The sequence below is a fragment of the Bradyrhizobium icense genome, from assembly GCF_001693385.1.
GTDB lineage: Bacteria > Pseudomonadota > Alphaproteobacteria > Rhizobiales > Xanthobacteraceae > Bradyrhizobium > Bradyrhizobium icense.
This window is the reverse complement of sequence record NZ_CP016428.1, coordinates 734,369-750,918: the sequence shown is the minus strand read 5'-3', so window position 1 is coordinate 750,918 and position 16,550 is coordinate 734,369. Positions and strand designations below refer to the sequence as shown.

16 protein-coding genes are annotated in these 16,550 nt (G+C 63.5%); 10 read left to right on the top strand and 6 right to left on the bottom strand.

The window, feature by feature from the left end:
- Positions 1-106: 106 nt before the first annotated feature.
- Positions 107-2,269, top strand: coding sequence for a malate synthase G (locus LMTR13_RS03570; RefSeq protein WP_065726702.1), 2,163 nt, complete (start codon positions 107-109; stop codon positions 2,267-2,269).
- An 84-nt stretch (positions 2,270-2,353) separates the two neighbouring features.
- Positions 2,354-2,554, top strand: coding sequence for a CsbD family protein (locus LMTR13_RS03565; protein WP_065732393.1), 201 nt, complete (start codon positions 2,354-2,356; stop codon positions 2,552-2,554).
- Positions 2,555-2,616: 62 nt separating this feature from the next.
- On the opposite strand, the gene LMTR13_RS40260 is transcribed toward LMTR13_RS03565, so the two are convergent.
- The 3 genes from LMTR13_RS40260 to LMTR13_RS03555 all read right to left on the bottom strand — a co-directional run bounded on the left by LMTR13_RS40260 (position 2,617) and on the right by LMTR13_RS03555 (position 4,411).
- Positions 2,617-2,772 carry a Thivi_2564 family membrane protein gene (locus LMTR13_RS40260; protein ID WP_156795419.1) on the bottom strand — a complete coding sequence of 52 codons (156 nt, stop codon included), beginning with the start codon at positions 2,770-2,772 and terminating at the stop codon, positions 2,617-2,619.
- A gap of 191 nt (positions 2,773-2,963) precedes the next feature.
- Positions 2,964-3,605 carry a DUF2865 domain-containing protein gene (locus LMTR13_RS03560; RefSeq protein ID WP_083218661.1) on the bottom strand — a complete coding sequence of 214 codons (642 nt, stop codon included), beginning with the start codon at positions 3,603-3,605 and terminating at the stop codon, positions 2,964-2,966.
- 35 nt (positions 3,606-3,640) lie between these two features.
- Positions 3,641-4,411: a L,D-transpeptidase gene (locus tag LMTR13_RS03555; RefSeq protein WP_065726700.1), complete on the bottom strand. Its 771-nt coding sequence runs from the start codon at positions 4,409-4,411 to the stop codon at positions 3,641-3,643.
- Positions 4,412-4,692: 281 nt separating this feature from the next.
- Here LMTR13_RS03555 and LMTR13_RS03550 point away from each other — a divergent pair, with 281 nt between their 5' ends.
- The 8 genes from LMTR13_RS03550 (at position 4,693) to LMTR13_RS03515 (ending at position 13,822) form a co-directional block, all read left to right on the top strand.
- Entirely contained in the window at positions 4,693-5,826 is a 1,134-nt protein-coding gene (locus LMTR13_RS03550; RefSeq protein WP_065732392.1) for an AI-2E family transporter, read from the top strand.
- 66 nt (positions 5,827-5,892) lie between these two features.
- On the top strand, positions 5,893-6,252 hold the full coding sequence (locus LMTR13_RS03545; RefSeq protein WP_065726699.1) for an ElaB/YgaM/YqjD family protein: 360 nt from the start codon (positions 5,893-5,895) through the stop codon (positions 6,250-6,252).
- A gap of 118 nt (positions 6,253-6,370) precedes the next feature.
- On the top strand, positions 6,371-6,814 hold the full coding sequence (locus LMTR13_RS03540) for a hypothetical protein (protein ID WP_065726698.1): 444 nt from the start codon (positions 6,371-6,373) through the stop codon (positions 6,812-6,814).
- Between the two features lie 317 nt (positions 6,815-7,131).
- On the top strand, positions 7,132-8,910 hold the full coding sequence (locus tag LMTR13_RS03535) for a glucan ABC transporter ATP-binding protein/ permease (RefSeq protein ID WP_065726697.1): 1,779 nt from the start codon (positions 7,132-7,134) through the stop codon (positions 8,908-8,910).
- A gap of 210 nt (positions 8,911-9,120) precedes the next feature.
- Positions 9,121-10,572: a D-alanyl-D-alanine carboxypeptidase family protein gene (locus tag LMTR13_RS03530; RefSeq protein WP_065726696.1), complete on the top strand. Its 1,452-nt coding sequence runs from the start codon at positions 9,121-9,123 to the stop codon at positions 10,570-10,572.
- A 297-nt stretch (positions 10,573-10,869) separates the two neighbouring features.
- On the top strand, positions 10,870-12,552 hold the full coding sequence (locus tag LMTR13_RS03525) for a long-chain fatty acid--CoA ligase (protein WP_065726695.1): 1,683 nt from the start codon (positions 10,870-10,872) through the stop codon (positions 12,550-12,552).
- A 20-nt stretch (positions 12,553-12,572) separates the two neighbouring features.
- Positions 12,573-13,124, top strand: coding sequence for a DUF924 family protein (locus tag LMTR13_RS03520; protein WP_065726694.1), 552 nt, complete (start codon positions 12,573-12,575; stop codon positions 13,122-13,124).
- A 212-nt stretch (positions 13,125-13,336) separates the two neighbouring features.
- Positions 13,337-13,822 carry a peroxiredoxin gene (locus tag LMTR13_RS03515; protein ID WP_028348108.1) on the top strand — a complete coding sequence of 162 codons (486 nt, stop codon included), beginning with the start codon at positions 13,337-13,339 and terminating at the stop codon, positions 13,820-13,822.
- A 212-nt stretch (positions 13,823-14,034) separates the two neighbouring features.
- Here LMTR13_RS03515 and rnhA read toward each other — a convergent pair whose 3' ends face one another.
- From rnhA to ispH, 3 genes are read right to left on the bottom strand one after another with little or no spacing between them, the layout of a single operon-like run.
- A complete protein-coding gene (gene rnhA, locus LMTR13_RS03510) occupies positions 14,035-14,499 on the bottom strand; it encodes a ribonuclease HI (RefSeq protein ID WP_065732391.1) in 465 nt (154 codons plus the stop codon).
- Positions 14,496-15,476 carry a homoserine kinase gene (locus LMTR13_RS03505; protein WP_065726693.1) on the bottom strand — a complete coding sequence of 327 codons (981 nt, stop codon included), beginning with the start codon at positions 15,474-15,476 and terminating at the stop codon, positions 14,496-14,498. The genes rnhA and LMTR13_RS03505 overlap by 4 nt, the downstream gene beginning before the upstream one ends.
- A gap of 5 nt (positions 15,477-15,481) precedes the next feature.
- A complete protein-coding gene (gene ispH / locus LMTR13_RS03500) occupies positions 15,482-16,450 on the bottom strand; it encodes a 4-hydroxy-3-methylbut-2-enyl diphosphate reductase (RefSeq protein ID WP_065726692.1) in 969 nt (322 codons plus the stop codon).
- Positions 16,451-16,550: the final 100 nt, after the last annotated feature.

Below are 16,550 nucleotides of genomic sequence, written 5' to 3'. Positions count from 1 at the left end.
CTTTAGGGCTAAAAGGGCGGCCAACGCCGCCCCTTTGGCGCGTTTTTTGCTGTTTTCACCTGAAAACCAGCCTTTAAACGCCAGTTTTTACCTGAGAAAGCCCGTCATGAATCGTGTCGATGCCCACGGATTGAAGATCGCCCCCGTCCTGTTCGATTTCATCGCAAAGGAGGCGACCCCCAAGACCGGGATATCCCCCGACGCGTTCTGGGCCGGTGTCGCCGATATCATCAAGAAGCTCGGGCCGAAAAATCGCGAGCTGCTCGCCCTCCGCGACGCGCTGCAGGTCAAGATCGACGGCTGGCATCGCGCCAACAAGGGCAAGGCGTTCGACATGAACGCCTACACGGCGTTCCTGAAGGAGATCGGCTATCTCCTCCCCGAGCCCGCCACGCAGCAGGTCGAGACGTCAGATGTCGACGATGAGATCGGCAAGATCTGCGGACCGCAGCTCGTCGTCCCCCTGACCAACGCGCGCTATGCGCTAAACGCCGCGAATGCGCGCTGGGGCTCGCTCTATGATGCCTTCTACGGCACCGACGCGATTCCGCACGATCCGAGTGAAACCGGCAAGGGCTACAACAAGGCGCGCGGCGACAAGGTGATCGCCAAGGCCAAGATCTTCCTCGATTCCGCCGCTCCGCTCGCGACTGGCAGCCACACCGACGTAACGTCGTACAGCGTGATCGCCGGACAGCTCGCGGTGAAACTGAAGAGCGGCAACGCCACCGCGCTAAAATCTGCTTCGCAGTTCGCCGGATATCAGGGCGATGCCGCTCAGCCTTCCGCGGTCCTGCTGGTCAACAACGGCATGCATGTCGAAGTGAAGATCGATCGCAACCACGCAATCGGCAAGGACGATCCGGCCGGCGTCGCCGACATGATCCTGGAATCCGCGGTCTCGACCATCCTCGACATGGAAGACTCGGTTGCCGCCGTCGACGCCGAAGACAAGGTGCTGGTCTATCGCAACACGCTCGGCCTGATGAACGGCACGCTCTCGGCCGATTTCGAAAAGGGCGGCAAGACTGTTCAACGATCTCTCAACCCCGACCGCGTCTACAAGACGCCGGACGGCAAGGAGCTGACGCTGCACGGCCGCAGCCTGCTGTTGATGCGCAATGTCGGCCATCACATGTTCACCGATGCCGTGCTCGACGAAAAGGGCGAGGAGATTCCGGAAGGCCTGCTCGATGCCGCCGTCGCCGGCCTGCTCGCGATCCACGACCTCAAGGGCAATTCGAAGGTGAAGAACAGCCGCACCGGCTCGGTCTACATCGTCAAGCCAAAGATGCACGGCCCCGACGAAGTCGCACTGACCTGTGAATTGTTCGGCGAAGTCGAAAAGCTGCTCGCCCTGCCGGAAAACACCATGAAGGTTGGCATCATGGACGAGGAGCGCCGCACCACGGTCAACCTCAAGGCCTGCATCCAGAACGCATCGAAGCGCATCTGCTTCATCAATACCGGCTTCCTCGACCGCACCGGCGACGAGATTCACACCTCGATGGAAGCGGGTCCGATGATCCGCAAGAACGACATGAAGGCGCAGCCCTGGATCAAGGCCTATGAGGACTGGAACGTCGACATGGGCCTGATCGACGGCCTGCCCGGCCATGCACAGATCGGCAAGGGCATGTGGGCAGCACCCGACAAGATGGCGGACATGCTCAGCCAGAAGCTCGGCCATCCACAGGCCGGCGCGACCACGGCATGGGTGCCCTCGCCCACCGCCGCCACCTTGCACGCGCTGCACTATCACCAGGTCAACGTGATCGCGCGCCAGCAGGAACTCGCCAAGGGCGGCCAGCGTGCAAAGCTCTCCGACATCCTCACCATTCCGGTGTCGCAGTCGAACTGGGCGCCCGATGACGTGAAGCAGGAGATCGACAACAACTGCCAGGGCATCCTCGGCTATGTCGTGCGCTGGATCGACCAGGGCGTCGGCTGCTCCAAGGTGCCCGACATCCACGACGTCGGCCTGATGGAAGACCGCGCGACATTGCGAATTTCCAGCCAGCATCTGGCGAACTGGCTGGCGCATGGCGTCGTCAGCAAAGACCAGGTGATGGAATCGCTGAAGCGCATGGCGGTCGTGGTCGACAAGCAGAATGCCGGCGACCCGCTCTATAGGCCGATGGCGCCTTCGTTCGACGGCGTTGCCTTCCAGGCCGCCTGCGATCTCATCTTCAAGGGCCGCGAGCAGCCGAACGGCTACACTGAATACATCCTCACCGCACGCCGCCGCGAGGCAAAAGCGGCGGGCTGAGCCATGTCATGATGCCGCGGTTCCGGCAGGAACGTCCGGCGCGAAGCGTCGTTGATCGTCATCTCGATAGAGGAGGAGATGATGATGGATTGGAACAGGGTCGAAGGCAACTGGAAGCAGTTCAAGGGCTCCGCCAAGGAGAAGTGGGGCAAGCTCACCGATGACGATCTCAACGTGATCGAGGGCCGCCGCGACCAGCTCGAGGGCAAGCTGCAGCAGCGCTACGGCTTCGCCAAGGACCAGATCCGCAAGGACGTGGACGACTGGTTCAGGACCTTGAAATAAGAGCACCTTCCGAACATGAAAAGCCCCGGCCTGCGCCGGGGCTTTTTCGTTCGGGGCGGCGGCTAGATCACCGCGATGTATCTCAACAACGAGATCACACCCAGAATGATCACCACGACGCGGGCGATCTGCTTGGCGCGGCCGTCGAGCGGCAGGAGGTTGATGAGATAGAGGACGAGGATAACGACCAGGAACGTAATCAGGATACTGACAAGCATGCGAAGTCCCCGCTCGGCTTGGCCGAAAATGCGCTGGTGTAGTGTTTTGTTAACGTGAAGCGACGCGCCGGGTTCCACGCAGGGAACTGTCAATCACTGTAAAGTTGCTCGCACCTTCGGAATAAGCGCACTTGCGCTTATTCCTGAGATGACGGGCTTAGACAAACGGATCGCGCGGTACCCAGTCACTCTCAATCCCGCGCCACGACCGGCACGCGCCCATACTTGGCGCGGACCTTTTCCGATGCGGGTGAGAAGTTCAGTTCGGCGCCGCGCTTGTCGCCGCTGCGGCCTGCGACCAGAAGGCCGTTCTCGCCGGCGACGATGTCGCCCTTGCGCAGCGTCGGGTCGTCCTCGATCTTGACCTGGGCGAGCCCGACCTGGTCCTTGCCGTTGCAGGTACAGCCGCTGACGAGTTCGTTGCGATAGCGGAACGCGTTCGGCAATTCCGAGTAGGCCTTGCCGTTTTCGGCGGCCGCGTCGTCGATGCTGCTGCCGTAGAACACCTTGGTCTCGCTCGCCGGGCATAGCTTGTTGCAGGAGGCGGCCCGGCTTGCGTTGTCGGACGCTGTGAGCGGGAAGTAGCGCCCATCGCAGGTTCGTACGCAATACGCTTGGCCGCCACCGCCGTACCGGACCCGCCCCTCGCCCCGCGGCGCATACACCTGGCCGTCGTTATTGGCGAACGGCATCTGGACATAGGGCTGATGGCGCGGGCGGGCGAAGCCGCCGAACAGTTGCGAGAAGAAGTCCTGCGCCTGCGCGGCTGGCGCCAGTGCCGACGCGCAGGCCAGCGCGGCTGCTCCCCATACCGCCAGTTTTCCCGATCGCATCAACGCTCTCCTCTCACGCCACATCACGCATCACATCAGTTCAGCTCCGGCGGCGTCAGGTTCATCGCCTGGCGGCCCGAAGGCGCGACCGCGACCGGGCGCGGATGCGCACCGGCCGGACGAGCCGCTATGCCGGTCCTGGAATCCCCGCCGCGCGCCATGACCGGCGCGTTCTTTGGCAGCACCACAACCCTGGTGCCGACATCGACGCGGCTGAACAGGTCGATAACGTCCTCATTGGTCAGGCGGATGCAGCCGGACGAGACGAATTTTCCGATCGTCGAGGGATCGTTGGTGCCGTGGATGCGGTACTGGCTGGTGCCGAGATACATCGCCCGCGCGCCGAGCGGATTGCCGGGACCGCCGGCCATGAAACGCGGCAGATAGGGCTGTCGCGCGATCATCTCGGCCGGCGGATGCCAGTCCGGCCATTCCGCCTTGCGGCTGATGGTCTGCACCCCCGCCCAGGTAAAGCCTTCGCGGCCAACGCCGACGCCGTACCTGATGGCCCGGCCCTGGCCGAGCACGTAATAGAGCGTGGTGTTGCCGGTATCGATGACGATGGTGCCCGGCGCTTCCGTCGTGCCGAACGGGACGACGGCGCGGCGAAGCCGTTCGGGCGTCGCGCCCTCGTCGGAGGCGATTACCTCATCGGTGGGATAGACATTCGGCCGGGTGGATGCGTGGCCGAGCGTCTGCGCGTTCGCGGCGCTCGAGAGCGTCGACGGCGTCAGCAAGACGGCGGCGACGAGGACAAACACGCTCGCCGCGCGCGACGAACGCCGGCGATCAGAGGACTGTGTCATGGGACTGCCCCGTGGGACGTGTGCATCATTGGATGCTCATGCACCAACAAACGCGGCCACAAGCCGGCGGTTCCCAACCGCCGATGTCGCGTCGCATCACGTCAAGTGCGACACCGCTCACGCCAGCGCGATTGGAACTCGCACCTTAGCGTCACGTTATGATCGCAGTCCGGTTTGCGACGTCGCTTTTGCCGTGTCACCGCCGCTTCGGGCGAGGGAAAGCCATTGTGAGCGTCATTCCCACCAAGCCTTCGCCCACCAAGCCTTCGCCTGCCAAGCCTTTGGCCGCCAAATCCCCGCCGACAAAGCCGTTGCCCGGTGAACGCCAGCTTCCCAACGAGCAGGAAGGCACGCCGGTCCCCGAAAGCAAGCTCGATTTGCCGCCGCTCATCCGCCGCACTGAAGTGGTGGCGATCTCGCTCATCGGCCTGTTGGTCATCTGCATCATTGCCGGCCTCTATCTTGCCAAGGCATTCCTTCTGCCGATCACTATGGCCTTTATCGTCGGAACTATGCTTTCCCCGGCCGCCAACCTCCTGGAGCGCTACCGCATTCCGCGCGCGGTCGCCGCGGTGCTGATCGTGGCTGCCGCGAGCGCCGCCACCGCTTTCATGGTCGGCCTGATCGCCTCGCCCGCGATCGAATGGAGCAGCAAGCTTCCGGAGCTGGGAGCGCTCTTGAGGGACAAGCTGCGCGTGTTTGACCGGCCGCTCGCGCTCTGGCAGGAGCTGCAGAGCACGCTCGGCGGGCCCGATACGCTGACGACACTGCATCTGCCCAAGGTCGACTGGGTGCAGCCGACGCTGGAATTCCTGTCGCCGACCTTTGCCGAATTCCTGCTGTTCATCGCAACGCTGCTCCTGTTCATCGCGAGCTGGCGGGACCTGCGCCGGGCCCTGATCCTGAATTTCGGCGAGCGGGCATGGCGGCTGCGCACGCTGCGGATCCTCAACGAGATCGAGGAGCATCTCGGCAACTATTTGTTGCTGGTGACCATGATCAATGTCGGCGTCGGCATCGCCACAGGCCTGATCTGCGCGGTCACGGGCATGCCCAACCCGGCCAGTCTCGGCGCACTGGCGGCGATCCTGAATTTCATTCCGATCATCGGCCCGGTGGCGATGTTTGCCGTGCTGGTCGTGGTCGGCATTGTCGCGTTCCCGACCATCAGCGCCGGGCTGCTGGCGCCGGCCATATTTGCCGTGATGACTTTCCTGGAAGGCCATTTCCTGACGCCGACGATCGTCGGCCGCCGGCTGGCGCTGAACGCGCTTGCAGTATTCCTGGCGGTGGCGTTCTGGACCTGGCTGTGGGGCCCGATGGGCGCGTTCCTGTCGTCGCCGCTTCTGATCGTCGCGCTGATCGTGAAGGAGCACTTGATGCCGCCGGATTCGCCGCAACTGCCGGAGGACTAGGGCAAGGAACTTCCCATTCGGCGGAGCGTTTGTTCCGCGGATGAACTCAGTACCCGGGAGCTTTCGATGTCTGACGCCGCAATGAAGAATCTGACGGACAAAGCGACCTACGAGCGCCTGCAGCGGGATGTGACCGCTGTGAAAAACGATATCGCAGCCCTGACCGAGCAGATCACCGACGCGCTGAGCAGTTTTGCCGGCACCGCCGGCAAGCAGGCGCGACATGGCTACCGGCATGCGCGCGCCAATGCGGAACAAGTGGTCGACGACGTGTCCGAGCGCGGCAGCGCGATGATGGACGCCGCCCAGGACGCCGCATCTTCGATCGAGGAGACGCTGGAAGACGCCATCACGCAGCGTCCGCTGGCAACCGTCGCCGTGGCGCTGGGGATCGGCTTTCTGATCGGTGTGGCGTGGCGTAGGTAGGTTTGGCGACGGATCGCGTGCGCCGGGCAGCCATGCCTCGCATCGCCTCTTGCATTCCCGTGGCGACGAAGCGCTGCGGCGTGTTTTGTTGACGCGGTTTTCAGATCGAGGCGTGGCCATGTTTCAGCGACTGATCGACGATTTCAAGGAATCGACCGGCACCGCGTTGCGGCTGACTTCGCTGGCGGCAGCGGCGGCGATGGCATTGCTGGTCACGGCCGCCTTTCTGTGCGCAGCCGCCTTCGTGTTCGTGCTGGAGCGGTACGGTCCCGTGCAGGCTTGTCTCACCGGTGCCGCCATCTTCTTCGTGGTCGCGCTGATCGCGGCCGGCAGCTACATGGTGCGCAAGAAGCAGATCGAGGCGCGCGCCAAGCAGGCGGCGAAGGCGAGATCCACCGCGCAGGCGGTGCTGTCCGATCCGGTGCTGGTCGCGACCGGCATCCAGGTGATCCGCGCCATCGGCGTCAAGAAGCTGATCCCGATTCTCGCAATCGGCGGACTGGCGCTGGGATTTTTGGCAAGCCGCGCCAACGCGAGCAGCGGCGAGTCGCCCGCGGAGTAGCTGCACGCGGCCCTCCCGTGGCCCGCATGAGCGAAGCGACCGCATCGTATCTCGAAGTCGTCCTCTTGAGCCAACAGGGTGCGGCAACTCGCTGCATTCCCACCTCTTTTGCGGGGCAAGGCTAGGTAGGGAGCGGGCTGGCGGCATCGGCTGTGCTCTGGCTTACCCCTCTCCCCGGCCCTCCCCGCAAGGGCGAGGGTGAGGAAAGGAGGCGCCGCTTGCTCATGCGCCTGACGAATGCGCCCGGCCTCACTAGTCGTCCCAAGCGATCCCTGCTTACAATGGGCGATTGAATCGTCTTTGCGAGTCCTCACCTGATGTCCATGCTGCGCCTCTACATCCGCGTCCTCGAACTGCTTGGCAAGGAGGCGCGGCTGGGCTGGATTCTCGCAGTCGCCAATCTCCTCCTGGCCGGCGCGCAATTCGCCGAGCCGGTACTGTTCGGCAAGATCGTCGACGTGCTCTCCGGCAAGCCGCAGACCGGGCCGCTGGCCACGAACTCGGCCTGGCCGCTGCTGGCAGCCTGGGTCGCGTTCGGGCTCTTCACCATCGGCTGCAGCGCCGCCGTCGCGCTCCACGCCGACAAGCTGGCGCACCGCCAGCGCCAGGCGGTGCTGACAGACTATTTCGAGCACATCATGCAACTGCCGCTGACCTTCCACACCGGCACCCATTCCGGCCGGCTGATGAAGGTGATGCTGAACGGTACCGACGCGCTGTGGCGGCTCTGGCTCGCATTCTTTCGCGAGCATTTTGCGGCGATCCTGTCGCTGGTCGTGCTGCTGCCGCTGGCGCTCTACATCAATTGGCGGCTGGCGATCCTCTTGTTCGCGCTGTGCGTGGTGTTTACCGCGCTGACCACGATGGTGGTACGCAAGACCTACGGCATGCAGAGCGAGGTCGAGGCGCAGTACAGCGATCTCTCGGCGCGCGCGTCTGATGCGCTCGGCAACGTCGCACTGGTGCAGAGTTTCGTGCGGATCGATGCGGAGGTTCAGGGCTTGCGTTTCGTCGCCGACAAGCTGCTCGCCGCGCAGATGCCGGTGCTAGGCTGGTGGGCGCTGGTGACCGTCATCACCCGTGCTTCCACCACCATCACCGTGCTCGCGATCTTCACTGTCGGCATCTACCTGCACGCGCAGGGACAGACGACGGTCGGCGAGATCGTGATGTTCGTGAGTTTTGCGACCATGCTGATCCAGAAGCTGGAACAGGTGGTGAGCTTCATCAACAGCGTGTTCATGGAGGCCCCAAGACTGCAGGAATTCTTCGACGTGCTGGATGCTGTGCCCGCGGTGCGCGACCGGCCCGGAGCGGTCGATACCGGACGGCTTTCCGGCCTCGTCGAATTCCACGACGTCTCGTTTTCCTATGACGGCAAACGGCCCGCGGTCGAAGACGTTTCGTTTACCGCGTTGCCCGGCCAGACCATCGCCCTGGTCGGCCCGACCGGCGCCGGCAAGTCGACTGCGATCGCGCTCCTGCATCGCGCCTTCGATCCGCAGTCCGGCATCATCAAGATCGACGGCATGGACATTCGCGCGTTGAAGCTGACGGCACTGCGGCGAAACATCGGCGTGGTGTTCCAGGAGGCCTTGCTGTTCAACCGCTCGATCGCCGACAATCTGCTCGTCGGCAAGCCGGACGCGACCGACGAGGAAATGCGGATCGCCGCAGGCCGCGCGCAAGCGCTGGATTTCATCGAGCGCAGCGAGAAGAAATTCGAGACCCATGCCGGCGAGCGCGGCCGGATGCTATCCGGCGGCGAGCGGCAGCGCCTGTCGATCGCCCGCGCGCTATTGAAGGACCCGCCGATCCTGATCCTCGACGAAGCAACCAGCGCACTCGACGCCGTCACCGAGGCCAAGGTCAACGCCGCGCTCGACGAGGTGATGAGGGGCCGCACCACGTTTGTGATCGCGCACCGGCTTTCGACCATCCGCAATGCCACCCGCATCCTCATGTTCGACAATGGCCGGGTGATCGAAAGCGGAACTTTCGATGAACTGGTGGCCAAAGGCGGACGCTTTGCGGAACTAGCAAAGGCCCAGTTCATGGTGCAGGAGAATGCGCGGGCCAACATCAAGGTCAAATAGGCCCGCAAGCATCTGTTGCGGTTCAATTATTGCCGAAATTGCGCCCATTTCGTCCACGATTAAATCGCCGGGCCTCTGTTCTGAATCGCCAAGCCGGTATAGGTTTGCGACCTGCCGCAATGCGACGGCGCCGGACACGCTTGAAACCCGAACATTGATTTCAGGACCTCTCCTTTTCGAAGGCGGGTCTCAAAGGACCGGAACGGAAAAGTGCATCTTCTTCGCCCGTTGCTTCGCGCTTCCTCATCGAACCTGATTTTCCTGGCGATGGCGCTTGCCATCGTGACGCCGCGCGCCGTGCATGCCGAAGCGCTGCTGGTCGTCGAAGCCGATACCGGCAAGGTGCTGCAGGCCGACAATGCCACCATGCCCTGGTATCCCGCCTCGGTGACCAAGATCATGACGGCCTACGTCACCCTGAAGGCGGTGAAAGAAGGACGTCTGTCCCTCGACACGCTCTTGACGGTATCGCCGGTCGCCGCCTCGCAGTCGCCATCCAAGATGGGTTTTGGTCCGGGCATTCAGGTCACTGTCGATAACGCGCTGAAGATGATGATGGTGAAGTCGGCCAATGATATGGCCGTGGTGCTCGCCGAGGGCGTCGGAGGCTCCGTCGACGGTTTCTCGGCGATGATGAACCAGACCGCCTCGAGGCTCGGCATGACGCAGACGAACTACGTCAATCCCAACGGCCTGCCGGCAGATGAACAGGTCACCTCGGCGCGCGATCTCGCGATCCTGGCACGCGCCGTGATTCGCGACCTGCCGGAATACGAATACTTCATGCAGATCCCCTCGATCCGCTACGGCCGCAGGGTGACGCAGAATTTCAACAAGCTGATCGGACGCTATCCCGGCGCCGACGGGTTCAAGACCGGCTTCATTTGCGCCTCCGGCTACAATCTGGTTGCGTCCGCGACACGCAACGGCAAGCGGCTGATCGCCGTCGTGCTCGGCTCGTCCTCGGGGCAGCAGCGAGCGATTCGCGCGGCGCAATTGCTGGAGCGCGGTTTCGGCAACGGACTGGGCTGGCTGAAACCTTCGCTCGGCACCGTCGACAATCTGGTTCCAATCGATGCATCGCCGCCGAACCTGCGCGAGGAGATGTGCAACGGCAAGCGCAAGCGGCCGGCGACCGATGAGGACCCGGACATCGTCGCTTCCAACGGCAACGCCAGCACAGGCGAAACCGCGGTGACGTTCTTCACGGCCGGGCTGCAGCCGCCGACGGCAAAACCTTCGGAATTGCTCGCTGCCGCAGCGGCGCCCTCTGAACCAGTGCCGGTCTATACGGGCCCGACCAAGACCGGACCGGCGCTGATCGCGGCGGTCGCGGCCGATGCCGAGAAGCAGACTCCGGCGAAGCGCGGCAAGAAACCGCACATTGCGGCGAAAAAGCCCGACGTCGCAGCAGCGCCAAAGGCGGAGGCCAACGCCAAACCTGCAGGAAAGCCTGCGGCCGCAGCCAAGCCCGCGATAGCAGCAAAACCTGCGGCCAAGCCGGATGCGGTGCGGCATGCCGGCGCCAAGCCGGAAGCCGCTGCCAAACCAGCCGCCAAGCCCGCAGAAAAACCCGTCGCCGCCGGTGACAAGCCCGCGCCGAAGCCTGCCAAACCCAAGGCGGCTGCTAAACCCAAGGGCGAAACCAAGCCGGCTGGTTAACGGGCCCACGAAGCCGCACAAATAGCCGGTTTTCGTTGAGGTTCGAGCTGCGATTTTAGGTCGACGAATGCGTCGATAGCGCGCAGCCGCTTGCCATCGGCGGCGGCATTCACAATACTGCCCAAAACAAGGCACGCCCGGCCGACAAACAGGGAGCCATAGCGTTTTCGAGCGAAGCATGCCCGGACTTGATCCGGGGGTGGATACCGGTTCGCATGACGAAAACGCGTCAAAACAAGATTTGGAGCACGGATCCGATGCAATCGGAGCCGGGCTCGGAACCAGAGGGGAAATACCATGGAGCGGATCTGGCTCAAGCAATATCCGGCCGGCGTGCCAGCCGAGATCGACGTCACCCAATACTCGTCGCTGGTCGAGCTGTTGGAAGAAAGCTTCAAGAAGTTCGCCGATCGCAAGGCGTTCATCTGCATGGACAAGTCGATCAGTTACCGCGACCTCGACGAGATGTCGGCCGCACTCGGCGCTTACCTGCAGAGCAAGGGCCTGCAAAAGGGCGCCCGCGTCGCGCTGATGATGCCGAACGTGCTGCAATACCCGGTCTCGACCGCCGCCGTGCTGCGCGCCGGCTATGCGGTGGTGAACGTCAATCCGCTCTACACCCCGCGCGAGCTCGAGCATCAGCTCAAGGATTCCGGCGCGGAAGCGATCATCGTTCTGGAGAATTTTGCCACCACCGTGCAGCAGGTCATCGCGAAGACGTCCGTCAAGCACGTGATCGTCGGCAGCATGGGCGATCTGCTCGGCTTCAAGGGCGTGATCGTCAACCTCGTCGTGCGCAAGGTGAAGAAGATGGTGCCGGCCTGGTCGCTTCCAGGCTCTGTCTCGTTCAACGAGGCGCTCGCCGCCGGCCGTAGCATGAAGCTCAACAAGCCGCAGCTCACGCGCGAGGACGTCGCCTTCCTGCAATATACCGGCGGCACCACGGGCGTTTCCAAGGGCGCCACCCTGCTCCACCGCAACATTCTCGCCAACGTGCTGCAGAACGACGCCTGGCTGCAGCCGGCGCTGAAGAAGCCGCCGCATGTCGATCAGCTCTTCATCGTCTGCGCGCTGCCGCTCTATCACATCTTCGCGCTGACGGCGTGCTTCCTGCTGGCGATGCGCGCCGGCGGCGTCAACCTGTTGATTCCGAACCCGCGCGACATACCGGGCTTCATCAAGGAGTTGCAGAAGTACCAGGTAAACAGCTTCCCGGCAGTCAACACGCTCTACAACGCCCTGCTCAACGCGCCCGGCTTCGACAAGCTCGACTTCTCCAAGCTGAAGACCTCGTTCGGCGGTGGCATGGCGACGCAGAAGCCCGTCGCCGAGAAGTGGCTCAAGGTCACCGGCTGCGCGCTGTCCGAAGGCTATGGCTTGTCCGAGACCTCGCCGACGCTGACCTGCAATCCCGCGGACACCGACCAGTTCTCAGGTTCGATCGGCATTCCGGTGCCCTCGACCTACATCTCGATCCGCGACGACGACGGCAAGGAAGTGCCGCTCGGCGAAGCCGGCGAGATCTGCGCCAAGGGTCCGCAAGTGATGGCCGGCTACTGGAACCGGCCGGAAGAGACTGCGGCCGTCATGACCGCGGACGGCTTCTTCCGCACCGGCGACATCGGCGTCATGGACGAGCGGGGCTACACCAAGATCGTCGACCGCAAGAAGGACATGATCCTGGTCTCCGGCTTCAACGTCTATCCGAACGAGATCGAGGAAGTGATCGCCAGCCATCCGGGCGTGCTGGAATGCGCGGTGATCGGCGTCGCCGACGCCAAATCCGGCGAGGCGGTAAAGGCCTTCATCGTCAAGAAGGACCAAAACCTCACCGCCGATGACGTCATCAAGTACTGCGCCACGCAGCTCACCGCCTACAAGGTCCCCAAGCAGATCGAGTTCAGGACCGATCTGCCGAAGACCAATGTCGGCAAGATCCTGCGCCGCGAACTGCGCGACGAGAAGAAGGCCGCGGCGTAAGGCGCACCGGGCGTTCTTGTATGACCGAGGCTTCCGTCGCGCCGGCCGACATTCTGGCGTTCTGGCGCGACGCCGGCCCTGATCGCTGGTACATGCGCGACGACGCTTTCGATGCGGAGGTGCACCGGCGCTTTCTCGGTCTTTGGCAGAAGGCGGCGGCCGGCGAACTATCGTCATGGGAGACGAGCGATGACGGCGCGCTGGCGCTCGTCATCGTGCTCGACCAGTTTCCCCGCAACATGTTCCGCGGCGACATCAGGACCTACGCCAGCGACCGCCTCGCGCGCGAGGTGGCGCACCGCGCCGTCGATCGCGGCGTGGACGTGCGGATCGATCCCGCCTTGCGTGAATTCCTCTATCTGCCCTTCATGCATTCGGAGCACCTGGGCGACCAGTTGCGCTGTATCGAGCTGTCGCGCGCGGCCGGCCATACCGAAAGCCTGAAATGGGCCGAGCATCACGCCGACATCATCCGCCGCTTCGGGCGTTTCCCTCACCGCAACCGGATTTTAGGTCGTGCCATCACGCCCGAGGAGCAAGCATTCCTCGATGAAGGCGGCTTTTCGCCGTGATGACGCAAGCGTGAACGGTCTCGACCGTTGCCGTTTCGAGCCTGACGAATATTGTGCCGGTCACCCGCCCGGTCTGGCGCGTCCGCTCCAGATCCTTGTTTTGACGCGTTTTCTTCACGCGAACCGGTACCCACTTCTTCTTCACGCGAACCGGTACCCACTTCGCTCGAAAACGCTATAAACACACACCGCTCATTGAGGGAGAATTGACGATGACGATCCAAGTTGGCGACAAGCTGCCGGAAGCCAAGTTTCGCGTGATGACGGCGGAAGGACCGCAGGTCAAAACCACCGACGACATTTTCAAGGGCAAGAAGGTAGCGCTGTTCGCGGTGCCCGGCGCCTATACCGGCACCTGCCACAAGATGCACCTGCCGAGCATCTTCCTCAACGCCTATGCGATCAAGGACAAGGGCGTGAACACCATCGCCATCGTCTCCGTCAACGACGCCTTCGTGATGAATGCGTGGAAGCGCGACACGGACCAGCGCGACGAAGCCGTGTTCCTCGCCGACGGCAATGCCGACTTCACCAAGGCGATCGGCATGGAGCTAGATGCCTCCGGCAATGGCCTCGGCATCCGTTCCAAGCGCTACTCGATGCTGGTGGAAGACGGCGTCGTCAAGAAGCTCAACCTCGAGCCGGCACCCGGCAAGGTCGAGGTTTCCGGCGGCGATACGCTGCTGGGGCAGTTGTGAGCGGAGTGCTCACCGCAAACTGAACTGTCGTCGCCCGGCTTGGCCGGGCGATCCAGTACGCTGTGGCTTCTCCGAATTTTCTCAACGTCTCTGGAATACTGGATCACCCGCCGGAGCCTGTCATCGGGCGCGCATTCGCGCGACCCGTTGGCGGGTGACGACAGCGTGTAGGATGGGTAGAGCGTACGCTCTACCCATCCTACGAATCCCCGCTATTTCCCCACCCTCTGCTGCAGCCTCGCCATCGCCACGCCCTCGCGGGCCAATTGGTCGGCGCGCTCGTTTTCGGCGTGGCCGGCGTGGCCCTTGATCCAGTGCCAGCGTACCTGGTGCGGCTTCAGCGCAGCGTCGAGGCGCTGCCAGAGATCGACGTTCTTGACGGGCTTCTTGTCCGCCGTGCGCCAGCCGTTGCGCTTCCAGCCGTGGATCCAGCCGCTGATGCCCTGGCGGACATACTGGCTGTCGGTAGTGAGATCGACCACGCACGGCTTTTTCAGTGCTTCCAGCGCCGAGATCGCCGCCATCAGCTCCATGCGGTTGTTGGTGGTATGCGGCTCGCCGCCTTTCAGTTCTTTCTCTTTGTCGCCGAACCTCAGGATCGCGCCCCAGCCGCCGGGGCCCGGATTGCCCGAACAGGCGCCGTCGGTGAAGACCGTTACGTTAGGCAGTTCGCTCAAGCGACGCATCCCGCTTGCGTCAGGCCGTAATCGCGCACGCTGGCGACATTCCGGTGGAAGCGCAGCTTGCGGACATATTCCAGCGGGTCTTTCGGCTTCACCAGCGCGCCCGGCGGCACGTTGAGAAAATCGACCAGCCGCGTCAGCAGGAAACGCAGTGCCGAGCCGCGCGCGAGCAGCGGCAGCGCTTCCTGTTCGGCCTCGGACAGTTGCCGCTCGCGGCCGTAGGCGTTGAGCAGCGCGCGGGCCTTGGTGACGTTGAACGAATGATCGGTCTCGAAACACCACGCGTTCAGGCAGATCGCGACGTCGTAGGCCAGGATGTCGTTACAGGAAAACGGAAAGTCGATCAGGCCCGACAATTTGTCGCCGAGGAAGAAGACGTTGTCGGGAAACAGATCGGCGTGAATGACGCCGAGCGGCAGATCTTTCGGCCAGCACGCCTCGAGGTGATCGAGCTCGCGCGTGATGAAGTCCTGCAAGCCAGGCGCGACGCTGTCGGCGCGCGGTGCCGCGAGATCGAACAACGGCCGCCAGCCCTCGACCGACAACGGATTCTTGCGGAACATCGGGAAGTCGCGGCCGGCCAGATGCATCTTCGCCAGCGCCTCGCCGACGCCGGTGCAATGCACGGCGTTGGGCCGGCGCGGCCACATGCCCTCGAGGAAGTTGATGACCGCCGCCGGACGCCCGGCCAGTTCGCTGTAGACCTCGCCCTTGCGGTTACGGGCGGGCTGCGGGCAACGCACGCCGCGCTCGGCCAGATGCGCCATCAGCGACAGGAAGTACGGCAAATCGTCCACCGCCACGCGCTTTTCGTAGAGCGTGAGGATGAAGGCGCCGTTGCTGGTATGCAGCAGGAAGTTGGAATTCTCGACGCCCTCGGCGATGCCCTTGTAGGAGAGCAACTCGCCGATGTCGTAGCCTTTCAGGAACTCCGCGAGGTCTTCGGCGGCGACGTCGGTGTAAACCGCCATCGCGACTACTCGGCGGCAGCTTCGGGCCGCAGCGAGCGCGGCAGCGGGAAGAACTCGTTCTCCTCCGCGGCCGACACCGTCTCCACATGCAATTCGAAGCGCTCGGCGAAGGCGCCCATGATCTCCTCGACGATCACTTCCGGCGCGGACGCGCCCGCCGTGATGCCGAGACTCTTGATGCCCTCGAAGCGCGACCAGTCGAGATCCGAGGCGCGCTGCGCCAGCACCGAGACCGGGCAGCCCTCGCGCTCGGCGACTTCGCGCAGGCGCTGCGAGTTCGACGAGTTCGGCGCGCCGACCACGATCAGGGCATCAACCACCGGCGCCACCTTCTTCACCGCGAGCTGGCGGTTGGTGGTGGCGTAGCAGATGTCTTCCTTGTGCGGGCCGTTGATGTTCGGGAAGCGCTCCTTGAGCAGAGCTACGATCTCGGCGGTATCGTCGATCGACAGCGTCGTTTGCGTCACGAAAGCGAGGTTGTTCGGATCCTTCGGCGTAAATGTCTTGGCATCGTCGGCGGTCTCGATCAGCGTCACCGCGCCCGTCGGCAATTGGCCGAGCGTGCCGACCACTTCGGGGTGGTGCGAATGCCCGATCAGCAGGATTTCACGGCCGCGCTTGAAATGGATCGCGGCCTCGCGGTGCACCTTGGTGACCAGCGGGCAGGTGGCGTCGAGCGAGAAGAAATTGCGGGCCCTGGCATCCGCAGGCACCGATTTGGGAACCCCGTGGGCCGAAAACACCACCGGGGCGTTGGTATTGTCGGGGATTTCAGCCAGTTCCTCGACGAAAATCGCGCCCTTGGTCTTCAGGCTGTCCACCACGTAGCGGTTGTGCACGATCTCGTGCCGGACATAGACGGGGGCGCCATAGATGGCGAGCGCGCGCTCCACGGTATCGATAGCCCGCACAACCCCGGCGCAGAAGCCACGGGGGGAACAAAGCACGATTCTGAGGTCTGGTTTGGCTGGCATGGGGCTATCTCGGGACCGAATCACCCCTTGCCGGCGGGCAGGGAACGGCCAATTCGAATAAGGACTTGGGACTGCTTTCGGGCTGTGTCAAGGCACTTTA

Excerpts from the sequence above, each read along its gene's own strand:
- LMTR13_RS03535 (WP_065726697.1), top strand. The coding sequence starts at position 7,132 with ATGTCCATGCTGCGCCTCTACATCCGCGTCCTCGAACTGCTTGGCAAG.
- LMTR13_RS03540 (WP_065726698.1), top strand. The coding sequence starts at position 6,371 with ATGTTTCAGCGACTGATCGACGATTTCAAGGAATCGACCGGCACCGCG.
- LMTR13_RS03545 (WP_065726699.1), top strand. The coding sequence starts at position 5,893 with ATGTCTGACGCCGCAATGAAGAATCTGACGGACAAAGCGACCTACGAG.
- LMTR13_RS03570 (WP_065726702.1), top strand. The coding sequence starts at position 107 with ATGAATCGTGTCGATGCCCACGGATTGAAGATCGCCCCCGTCCTGTTC.
- LMTR13_RS03515 (WP_028348108.1), top strand. The coding sequence starts at position 13,337 with ATGACGATCCAAGTTGGCGACAAGCTGCCGGAAGCCAAGTTTCGCGTG.
- LMTR13_RS03525 (WP_065726695.1), top strand. The coding sequence starts at position 10,870 with ATGGAGCGGATCTGGCTCAAGCAATATCCGGCCGGCGTGCCAGCCGAG.
- LMTR13_RS03505 (WP_065726693.1), bottom strand. The coding sequence starts at position 15,476 with ATGGCGGTTTACACCGACGTCGCCGCCGAAGACCTCGCGGAGTTCCTG.
- LMTR13_RS40260 (WP_156795419.1), bottom strand. The coding sequence starts at position 2,772 with ATGCTTGTCAGTATCCTGATTACGTTCCTGGTCGTTATCCTCGTCCTC.
- LMTR13_RS03565 (WP_065732393.1), top strand. The coding sequence starts at position 2,354 with ATGGATTGGAACAGGGTCGAAGGCAACTGGAAGCAGTTCAAGGGCTCC.
- LMTR13_RS03555 (WP_065726700.1), bottom strand. The coding sequence starts at position 4,411 with ATGACACAGTCCTCTGATCGCCGGCGTTCGTCGCGCGCGGCGAGCGTG.
- ispH (WP_065726692.1), bottom strand. The coding sequence starts at position 16,450 with ATGCCAGCCAAACCAGACCTCAGAATCGTGCTTTGTTCCCCCCGTGGC.
- LMTR13_RS03520 (WP_065726694.1), top strand. The coding sequence starts at position 12,573 with ATGACCGAGGCTTCCGTCGCGCCGGCCGACATTCTGGCGTTCTGGCGC.
- LMTR13_RS03560 (WP_083218661.1), bottom strand. The coding sequence starts at position 3,605 with ATGCGATCGGGAAAACTGGCGGTATGGGGAGCAGCCGCGCTGGCCTGC.